General features: G+C 47.7%; 1 protein-coding gene. It reads left to right on the forward strand.

The genetic code is table 11. The features are described from left to right. Positions 1-318: 318 nt before the first annotated feature. Positions 319-652, forward strand: a 334-nt coding sequence (locus AC1DWI_RS25595; RefSeq protein WP_477726246.1) for a hypothetical protein, incomplete at its 3' end; no start/stop codon positions are given.

Consider the following 652-nt stretch of genomic DNA (forward strand, 5'->3'; position numbering starts at 1 on the left):
CAAAGGGGTGCCGGGTAGTTGTGTCAAATGCTGATACGCCCGAAGTTCGCGAGTTGTACCGGGGTTGGGAGATCATCAGCATCGAACTTCGCCGATGGATTACAGCGGCCAAAGCTAAACACTTTGTGCGTGAGATCATTGTGTTGTCCCCTCGATAAAAATTGAATTTGGGAGTTCAGTGATATGCAAAGTCCTGCTTGGTTAAACCGTGCGTCCGTTGGGGACGGTTGTCTTTGGCTGTTTATTCAGGTAGGCGTAGGGCTTTTGCCTTTATGGGGTTTGGCCGCAATCTTTTTCCTTGTAGGCAGAAAATATGAGATGTACGACCTGCTGAAAAATGGCGAGTTCGTTTTATATGCGGCGTCCTTTGTTACCGGTGGGTTGTATTCGGTTAGGCACGATATTTTTCCTTTCAGAAAATCAATTCAGGTGGTGCTTGTCATCATTGTGGTGCTCGCGACAGTCGTATTTGCCTCGATTTCGGTTGTCAATATCGGGGAAAAACCGAGTTGGCTTCGGATTGACCAGACCGCTCTAACAACAATCAGCTATGGAGTGTTTGCAGTCTCTACCCTTCTCTGTTTTGGTATTGCTATTGCTGAGGCGGGCAATGCGGGTTTCAACATTCCTGAAAAGCTCCGAAAAGACCGGA

It is taken from the genome of Polaromonas sp. P3_C2 (genome assembly GCF_056402675.1).